At 65.6% G+C, this 9,042-nt stretch carries 5 protein-coding genes and 1 pseudogene; 4 read left to right on the top strand and 2 right to left on the bottom strand.

Annotated features, from left to right (window positions below; all coding sequences use genetic code 11):
- On the top strand, positions 1 to 456 hold a 456-nt coding region (locus HR086_RS48050), incomplete at its 5' end, for a hypothetical protein (protein WP_217442153.1).
- Between the two features lie 2,420 nt (positions 457 to 2,876).
- Here the strand turns inward: HR086_RS48050 and HR086_RS49320 are convergent.
- Positions 2,877 to 2,999: a hypothetical protein gene (locus tag HR086_RS49320; protein ID WP_256433709.1), complete on the bottom strand. Its 123-nt coding sequence runs from the start codon at positions 2,997 to 2,999 to the stop codon at positions 2,877 to 2,879.
- Positions 3,000 to 3,244: 245 nt separating this feature from the next.
- Between HR086_RS49320 and HR086_RS41135 the strand changes: the two genes are divergently transcribed.
- Positions 3,245 to 4,897 carry an ISL3 family transposase gene (locus tag HR086_RS41135; protein ID WP_174468343.1) on the top strand — a complete coding sequence of 551 codons (1,653 nt, stop codon included), beginning with the start codon at positions 3,245 to 3,247 and terminating at the stop codon, positions 4,895 to 4,897.
- A 2,425-nt stretch (positions 4,898 to 7,322) separates the two neighbouring features.
- Here the strand turns inward: HR086_RS41135 and HR086_RS41125 are convergent.
- Positions 7,323 to 7,709 (bottom strand): hypothetical protein, encoded by a 387-nt coding sequence (locus tag HR086_RS41125; protein WP_174459488.1) that lies wholly within the window; start codon positions 7,707 to 7,709, stop codon positions 7,323 to 7,325.
- Positions 7,710 to 7,832: 123 nt separating this feature from the next.
- Here HR086_RS41125 and HR086_RS41120 point away from each other — a divergent pair, with 123 nt between their 5' ends.
- Both HR086_RS41120 and HR086_RS41115 read left to right on the top strand, forming a co-directional pair.
- Complete coding sequence (locus HR086_RS41120; RefSeq protein ID WP_174468342.1) at positions 7,833 to 8,627, top strand: helix-turn-helix transcriptional regulator; 795 nt, start codon at positions 7,833 to 7,835, stop codon at positions 8,625 to 8,627.
- 57 nt (positions 8,628 to 8,684) lie between these two features.
- Positions 8,685 to 8,984, top strand: a pseudogene (locus tag HR086_RS41115) (zinc-binding dehydrogenase); the annotation flags it as partial.
- Positions 8,985 to 9,042: the final 58 nt, after the last annotated feature.

Below are 9,042 nucleotides of genomic sequence, written 5' to 3'. Positions count from 1 at the left end.
CACTGCAGGCACTGCTGGTATGCGCTTCTCAGCGCTCCCTTGCTGGTGCCTTCTCAAAGATTGACTGCGGTTTCCGCAATCCTTCTCTTCTTCTTGGGCTTGCTATTTGGTTTTCAAAGACCGAGCCACTTGTTTCATCCGCGACTTTTTGCTACTTTGCTGCCGCCTTCTGCTTCTTTCCGGCGTCAGCGGGGCGCCTCTTCTATTTCATCTTCGCGCTCCCTGTCAACCACCCAGTTTCGCTTTTCTTCTCTGCTGCTTCCCGAAGTCCTCAGCGCCGCCCAGTGGCTTCCGCTGCTTCTTTCGGGAGGGCGCGGCTTCTATCTCTTCGCCGCATCCCGTGTCAACCGTTGCTTCGTTGACTCCCTCGCCGCTTCCGCCCTGCTGCTGCCCGGGCTTCTTCGTCGGGGCGCGGCTTCTACCACCGCCGCATCTTCTGTCAACTCGCTTCGTTGACCGCTGTATTCCGTGCTGTCGGTACATCCTCACCACGGAGTGATCCGCGCCAGTGCGCGGGCTTCGTTGCGAGGGGGGCGGCTTGTACCATCGGGATTCGGCGAACACCAGCGTTCTGATCGCAGGGCGTTGGATTTTTTCGGCCTGGGTCAGTGACCTCTCGGATCTGGCTCCAGCGAACGTGCGCATCGGCCATCAATGAAGGGCCGCTCCCCATCACCCGCCCGAGCGGTGGCCCATCGACGACCGCCGCTGCGGGCACCGAAGGCGTCCTGTGAACAGCTCTCCTGAAGCGCCTGACAGGCCACTCGCTGGGCGGCCCATGGACAGGGCGAGTCCGCGTCCCCTCGTCCCAGGTTCTCTCACCAGGACGCCAGGCGCCTTCCGCGGTTGGCAGCGCGGGAGAGATTCTCGGTGCTCGAACAATCGGAGCGGCAGGCCTGGGCAGTCAGCCCACCCTACCGAGGAGTTGTGCGAGTGCGCCCAGATGAGGTGGCTCGGTTTCTCCCTGCCTGAGGGGGCCGCCCTTCACCTGCGACGGGGGCACTGCGGCCCTGGCTTCGCCCACTCGACGTCTATTTGCACCGTAGTGCCTACGAATCGCCCATTCGACGGCGGCGGACTTGCTGCGCGCTTCGGGAAGAGTTGCCAGGGAGGCCCTCCGCAAGAAGAACGTGCATGAGTTCCTTCAACGCCCTGACGAGTCTCCGAGGAGGCAGCACTCACCCGGGAGCTACGAACCTGGTCCGACGTTCATGGACGGGGATTCACCAACGGAGAACGAGCCCTCAGGCAGTTTCCCGTCACGGACGGCTTCCCCTGAAGGTTCGCCGCCGAGCGCTTCGCCATGGGCGCGATATGAGGCCCGCAGTTGAGAGCAGAGCCGGAGCTCGCGTGACGCGCTACGCAGGAGCGGGTGGCTCGACACCGACACGCTGAGCGCCACGCCATCTCAGTCCAGGGGTGATCCCTGAGACCGTTCTCCGGGCATGCGGCCAGTGACCTCTCCGGGTTGCACTCGGGCTTCAGCGAGCCCGCGCGTGGTGACCAAGCGACGCCACAGCCCGCTCTGCGCGACCCGGTACGAACAACTGCCCCGGATAGAACACAACGAGTACTCGCACATGGCCAATCCAGGGCGCCCACTCCTGAACGAGGCCTTCGCCATCGTGAAAGAGGATGCCCCCACGACTCAGATCACTCGAAGGGTGGGGGTCCTGACGAAAGAGGATGCCTGTCGCTCTGATGCTCCATCCCCGGAGTCCCCCGAGTCTCTCGGGGAGGCGACGTACCTGTCACGGGCGACAGGGTCTTCTGCCTCCCCTTCTCGGGGGACGACTCCTTCGAGCTCCGCCAAGAACCCGCTGTCCTCTTGGAAGACCGTGTGGCTTCGCGGCGGCATCCCTCGTGCTGCTGATGCTCTTCGTCAGGGCGACTACATCGCCACGCCGACGAGGGCGCTTGTTCGCGGAGCCCAAGTCGCGAAAGGCGCCTGTCCCCTCACGCGAGCCTGCGCCAGCGCGACCGGGCGGCGAACGAAGAGGTTACGAGCGTCTTCACCCGGGCAAGCCGAAGCAGCTCGGGCCAGATTGAACAACACGAGTTCGGACGCGGCACAAGTAGCTTCGAGAACAAGTGCCCACCTCTCCAGCGCCCACGCAGGGCGCTGGCTGGTGGCCTGACGATTGGAGCACGGGTCGTGGTGCCACAGGGGTTCCCGCGGCCACGCCGGTCCATCCATCAAGCACTCGTGGTTGCATTCCAGTGGGTCGGAGAACCGCAGGCAACCACCTCTTTCCATCAGAATGCGGAGGACAACGGGGACCGCCTGCTCGGGACAGCAGTCCTCGGTCGACGGGGCTTCGAGACCCTGTTGCCAATTGTGACGGCTCCGAAGACTGACCGGCGACACTCTTCCCTCCCTCAACCCGCATCCCGCCCATGGGAATGGTGCTGCATGCCACCGTATCGCTCCTGACCCAGGCCTCTCTCACAAGCCACAGCTCGGGTCGGTCAACAGAGTTGCTGGTGGTCTCTGCATGAGACATGGAGACCTCGCAAGGGACGACCTCAACTTCGGGAACTCGATCGGCATCCCTGTACGCGACGACCATCGGCGCGCTCCGGACGCCAACCTCATCCGTCTCTGCCGGATTCTTTTTGAGAGAGGCCCTCGTCGCCTCGTGCGACGGGGGCTTTTCGCTCTTGATGCGTCTAGAGTTTCCGACGCCACGCGGGGCCCCAGTGCCCGCTTCGGCCGCCAGGGCGTCTCCGCAGGCTTGCGGCCCGAGGCCGCCCTCGAGGCCTGAGGGCCCGCAGCGGCTTCAGGGCACTTGCAGCACCACCTTGCCCACGTCGCGCGCGACTCCAGCCGCTGGTCGCGTGCGCGGCTTCCTCCAACCCCACCACCAGCCCCAGCTTCACGTGCAGCTGCCCTCCCGCCAGTGCGCGGCCTCGCGTGCCCGTCGCTGCAGCGCCGCCGGGTGCGGCGTGCGCAGCCAGTTCGCGCTGACTTCCAACGACTTCGCGTCCAGCGTCTCCACCTCCACCGTGCTGCGGTGGCATTTGCCACGCCTCGAGTGTGCGAGCCGGCCCCAGGGTCCTCTCCAGCGGCGACTGGGGCTGCTCGATCGCAAAAGTTCGACCGTCGTCTCCGACTATCCGCCGAGGATGTTTCAGGGCAGTCTGAGAGTCCCCCGCTTCCGTGGCTCTCCCGCACTTCGTGTGGTTCCCCTCTGGGGAGTAGGCAGACGCGGCAAGCTGCCAGCGGGGCGAATACACCCTGGGAATGGAAACGCTGTACCCACTTCCTGGGTGTCGGGTGGACCGGGTGGCCCACGGTAGCGCGGCGGGTGTCGTCCTCGGGGTGCGCATGGAGGGCACGGGAGCACGATGTCCCTCCTGCCAGACGCCCAGTACCGCAGTGCATGGTAGCTACGTCCGTCGCCCGGCGGACCTGCCCGCCACAGGGCGCGTCGTGCAACTCGAGCTGCGTGTGCGGCGCTTCTGCTGCCGAAACCCGGAATGCTCCCGCCGCACGTTCTCGGAGCGGCCGGTGCGCCTGGTGGCCGCTCAGGCTCGGCGGACGCGTCGGCTGGCCACCGCGCAGTGCGCCGTTGCAATCACAGCCGGAGCAGAGGCTGGGGCCAGGCTGCTCAAGCCCCTGGCCATGCCCACCAGTCCCGATACCCTCCTGCGGCTGATTCGCCGCGCTCCGCTGCCTGCTCCCAGCCCCGCTCGCGTCCTCGGCCTCGACGACTGGGCGCTGCGCAAGGGACGAACCTACGGCTCCATCCTTGTCGACCTGGAAGAGCACTGCGTGCGGGACGTGTTGCCAGACCGCTCGACTCCCACGGTGAGCGCATGGCTGAGCCAGCACCCCGGCGTGGAAGTCATCGCCAGAGACCGGTCGACCGAGTACGCACGAGCGGCGGTGCTGGGCGCTCCAGAGGCCCAGCAGGTGGCGGACCGCTGGCACTTACTGCTGAATGGACGGCAAATGATGGAACGCTGGATGACCAGCGCTCACCCCCGCCTTCGAGCGCTACCAGCCGTTTCGAGCGGAGACACTCCTCCCGCGCGTCGTCACACCAGCTTCTCGCGAACTCACGCCGAAGCTCACGCCCGAGCGGAGAGCCGCTCCCGGCATGTCGCTGCATACGAAGCCGTACAGCGCCGTCACCTGGCGGGAGAGCCCCTGCTGAGAATCAGTCACACACTGGGACTTGCGCGAGGGACGGTGCGCAAATACGCCGCCGCCGAAGTCTTCCCTGAGCGCGCGGCGCGCGTGCCCAGACCGAGCATCCTCGACCCTTATCTGGAGTACCTGACGCGGCGACAAGCCGCGGGGTGTGAGAACGCCTGCGAACTCTGGCGGGAGATTCGCGCCCAAGGCTTTCGTGGCACCTCGCGGCAGGTCCACCGTTGGCTCCAAGTGCGACGGACCGTTCGGCCTCGCGCAGGGGCGCGCGGATACCCCGGCGGCAACTGGTGGTCGAAGGGCACGAGCCCTGACGCACTTCCCTCGCCGAAGCAATTGGCATGGTTGTGCGTGAAGAGGCCCTCGGAGTTGACCTCCGCGGAGACCGCGACGTTGGCGCGCATTGAGCAGGACGAGGAAGCGTCGCGTGTCGTCGCATTGACCCGGCGGTTCTGCGAACTCGTGCGCTCGCGGGGCGTTTCACAGCGAGCAAGGCCAACGAGGTCCTGCAGGCCCTTCGAAGCGTGGTTGGGCGAGGCTCGTGCGTGCGGAGTACGCGCGGTGGAAACCTTTGCGGAGGGCCTCGAACAGGACGGCGATGCCGTCCGGGCTGCCCTGACCTCTCCCTGGAGCAACGCCCAGGCCGAGGGTCAAATCACGAAGCTCAAGCTCCTCAAGCGTCAGATGTATGGCCGCGCCAACTTCGACCTATTGCGTCGTCGAGTGCTGCTCACCGTCTGAACCAACGGTCCACACGAAGTGCGGGAGAGCCACCGAAGCGGGTGACGCTCAGTCCCATGAAACGGTCGCCGTGGTGCGCGCGGGCAGTGGAAGTGCCCGGCGCGCATCGCAAGCTCGGCGGCACGAACAAGCACGTAGAACGCAAGGGACTCTTTCGCTTCACAGAGTCAAAGAGGGCAACCGCACGTATTCCACTGCAAGAATGCCTATATTCAACGCGGCGGCCCCTTCCACAGCAGAACGTGGACACGTCGACGCGCAAGCTCGATGTGAAGGCCGTACCACGCTTGAGTCTCGGATGGCGATAACCTGAGACTGGTCAGCCGCATTGTGCCCCCCCTTACTTGCCCTGCTCTTGACGTCGACGTGACACGGCCACACCTGGCCACCGCCAGGGAACTCCTCAAGCCGAAACATAGTCACTCCAAAAACATGAATACACGGCTATGAATTTGCCCCGGGCGAAGCGCACTGCTTTGTGCGCGCGTCATCCGTCCCTCGGGCGCTCAATTGGAGCCTCACGGCACGAATCCCTCGGAACCGCGCTGTGTACTTCGGACATGGAGGCACGATCGTCCGAGGACAGCCCCGCTAAGAATCTATCGAGACGAGAGGCTCGCATGTCGGCGGGCGCAACCAACGTTACGGTCGACCAGGATGTCATGGTGGACGGGCGGACCTGCTGTGGCTGCGAGGCGTCCTCTCGCGTCTTCACTGCAACGGGGACTGGTAGCTCACAGGCCGAATGAAGGCGGAGACTTCTGTCACGGCCGTCGTGTCTCACCCCAGAGACTGAGCGAGGCGCAAATCACCTGGGAGACCTCACCGAGTGGTCCGACAACGGGTCCATGGGCGTGGTGTGACGGACCGGGGTATTGGCGCGCAGGAGGGTCTTCACCGAAGTTGTGCTGTGCGCAGCGCGGGCGGCCAAGCGGAGCGCGAATCGGGGCAGCGCGCGGATCCTGGCACTGGAAAGACGGTTGGAAAGGCGAGGCTGGCGAGAGGGCTGCGAGTCTGCCCAGCCAGTCCTCCCATGCCCATGCATCCTCATGAGTCACGAGCACCGCCACGGCGGCGCTCCCTGGGGCCCGAGGGTGAGCTACCGGGGGGCGAGACATGACTCTGGCTGAGAGCGTTGGTGCGGCTGCACCCCGTATAGCGAAGAGTGCGAGCCAAGTATCCCGGCAATTGGGCATGGGGCCGAATAGGGTGAGGGCGCATCGCGGGCTCTCGTGGCGGTCCGGCGTACTGGTGCCCCGCTGACGAGGGACCTGAGCACGAAGCGCTCAAGGCGGTGGTGCAGGCGCACCTGCCGTCGAAGGTGTCACCGAGGCAGCCATCCTCACCGGTGTCCTGGACAGGGTCGAGTGGAGGCGCTGCTCGTCCAAGGCCTGTGGCTTCAGCACCCACCGCGGGCTTGACTGGAGGTAGGCGGCTTCGAGGCGAGCGCCTCGGCCATGAAGCGCATGGGTGCAGAAGGCTCGGGGCGCACGCGTACGGAGCGAGGACATGGCCGTCCCCGGCCAGGAGAGGTGGCGCAGGCGGATTTCGATGATGTCGGCAAGCTGATGAATCGATTCCCATGCGCGAGAAGCTGCGCCTGGCCGGCGTCCCTCAATCCCCGCAACTGCGCACCCAGCGGGCTGTGGACGACCCCCTCCCCCACTCCGATTTCCTCTCCGAGTTGCCGAGCGACACGGTGGATTGTCTCGACTCCGAGCAACTGTCCCAGCACGTGCGTCACACCTCCTGCGAGGATGCCAACTTCAACCCCTCTGGAGCCATGCATGTGTGGCGTCCTGGAGCGCCAAGACAAAGTGCTCATCGTCGGCCACCACCACTGAGAAAGTCCCACCTGACACAGGACCTCGGCCACGGTGAGTGCCGCGCCGGCTACAGTACCCTCTACCTCGGCACCGACAAGTTGCTCATGCGTTGGGGCGCACGGGTCTCATGGGCAGCTACGAGAAGCGCCCGCTTGCGCTTCACCTCGCCAGACTTGCCCATCATCGATGACCGCGTCCTTCGCGGACTGTCCCAGGATGAGCCGGTGGACCTCTACGAGGGCATCCGCCAGTGGTACGCGCGCAAGAGCAGGGTCACATCACCTCCAACCGAGAGATTGGAGAGCGACCTCGGCGTCTCAGGGACCCGCTGATGGCCGGTTCCGCCATGGACCGACCGCCCCGCTCCACCACATCACGGTCCTCGTCATGGGAAGACGACAGCTACCGCCCCCCTGTCCGGCGCCAGAAGCCCACTGCCGCGACAGGGAGGACCCGCTTTGGGCCACTCACCTCGTCAACACTACGAGCTCGAACAACGGCCCCCTGATGAACACACCTGGGGGCTCCGCTTGGCCACCCGTCGAGCACTCCAAGACCCAGGTCCTCCGCCAGGAATGCCCTTCCATTGAGCCTTCGGCTCACCTGCGAGCAAAGCGGGGGCGCGCCACGGCCCCGAGCTTGAGCGCGAAGACACCGAGCACAGTCGCGGCCTGTCCTATCAGGAGCACGATGCCCACAAGCGTCATGCTGGAACCGTGAGCGACCAGGAGCCCCACGCTCCCCATCACCCACAAGCCATCCACCGTGAGATGCACCAGCGCGGCCAGGGTGGGAACAGACGGTTGGCCGGAGACCCAGGCATTGAAACCAGCCCACGGCACGAGAAACAACCCCACGCCGAACAGGAAGGCAGGTGGCAACGACCAGCCTGCGAGCGTGGTGAGGGGCGTCGCCACAACCAGGAGGGCACTCCCCATGGTGATGGCGGCAATGGCATCGAAGCGATAGACGAGGCGGTCTGTCATGAGGAAGCTTTCCGGTGACGAGAGAGCCTGAAGATTCGATTTTGCCCAGCCGCCTCGCAATGACCTCGGAGGGAAGTGCGCCGGCGGGCATGAATCGACTAGAGCCACGAAAGGGGCCTTTTGATGCGCGATATCGACGACGTGCCGGCGAGGGGCCACCGGAAGAACGGCCCGGGAACCACCAGCGAACTGGGTACGCTGCTGAAAGACTGGCGTGCGTTGCGAGGCAAAAGCCAGCTTGGGCTGGCGCTCGACGCCGAGGTCTCTCCTCGACACCTGGCATTCATCGAGTCAGGCCGGACGACCCCTAGCCAGTACATGGTCATGCGACTGGCTGGAGCATTGATGCTTGGCTTGCGAGAGCGCAACGCCCTGCTTGTCGCGGCGGGCTTCGCGCCTGAGTTTGGCGAGTGTGATTGGAACAGTGAGGAGATGAAGGAGATCCGCCAGGCCGCGGCGATGATTCTCAGAACGCACGACCCCTATCCCGCCCTCGTGCTCGATGCGGCATCGACGGTGCTCGACGCCAACACCGGCGCACTCACGCTGATGGGCCAGGGACGAGACGCGCTCGGGAGAATCAACCTGATGGACCTGGTCTTTTCCCCAGGTCGCGTGCGAGCGGCGATTGGGAACTGGCCCGAGGTCGCGGGCTTCCTGCTCAGTCGGCTCAGGGAGAATGCACGGCTGCGCGGTCCCCGCTCAGAGGTCGCACGCGTATTGGAGAGAGTACTCACCTGCCCGGAAGCCCGTGCGCTACCAGCAACAATGCCTGGCGGTGCTGGATCCGTCCTGGTTCCGCTGACCTTCGAGGTCGACGGAGTCACCACCCAGTGGTTCACAACGGTCACGACCTTTGGCGCCCCCCTCCATGCGTTGGCGGAGGAGATCACCATCGAGCAGTTCTACCCACGCTGAGGCAAAAAGCCTGATCGATGGCAGGGGTCGACAGCGAATCGCGCTGTCTCGTCAACGAGAGAGTCGCTGGCGGCCTTCGGGCACCTGGTGGCGTACGGGAGCGCGAGCGGCCCCCCAGCGGCGGTGGAGGTGGAGACGCTGTACGCGAAGTCGCTGAAAGTCAGCGCGTACTGGCTGCGCACACCGCACCCGGCGGCGCTGCAGCGGCGAGCACGCGAGGCGCTGGGAAGCGCGCTGGCGGGAGGGCAGCTTCGCGTGAAGCTGGGGCTGGTGGTGGGACTGGAGGAGGCCGCGCAAGCCCACCAGCGACTGGAGTCGCGCGCGACGGTGGGCAAGGTGGTGCTGCGAGTGCCCTGAAACCGCGCGTGCCGTCAGGCCTCGGGGGTGGCCTCGGGCCGCAAGCCCGCGGGCGCCC

The sequence above is a fragment of the Myxococcus sp. CA039A genome (genome assembly GCF_013336645.1).
GTDB classification, from domain to species: Bacteria; Myxococcota; Myxococcia; order Myxococcales; family Myxococcaceae; genus Myxococcus; species Myxococcus llanfairpwllgwyngyllgogerychwyrndrobwllllantysiliogogogochensis.
This window is presented reverse-complemented; position numbering and strand designations above follow the sequence as displayed.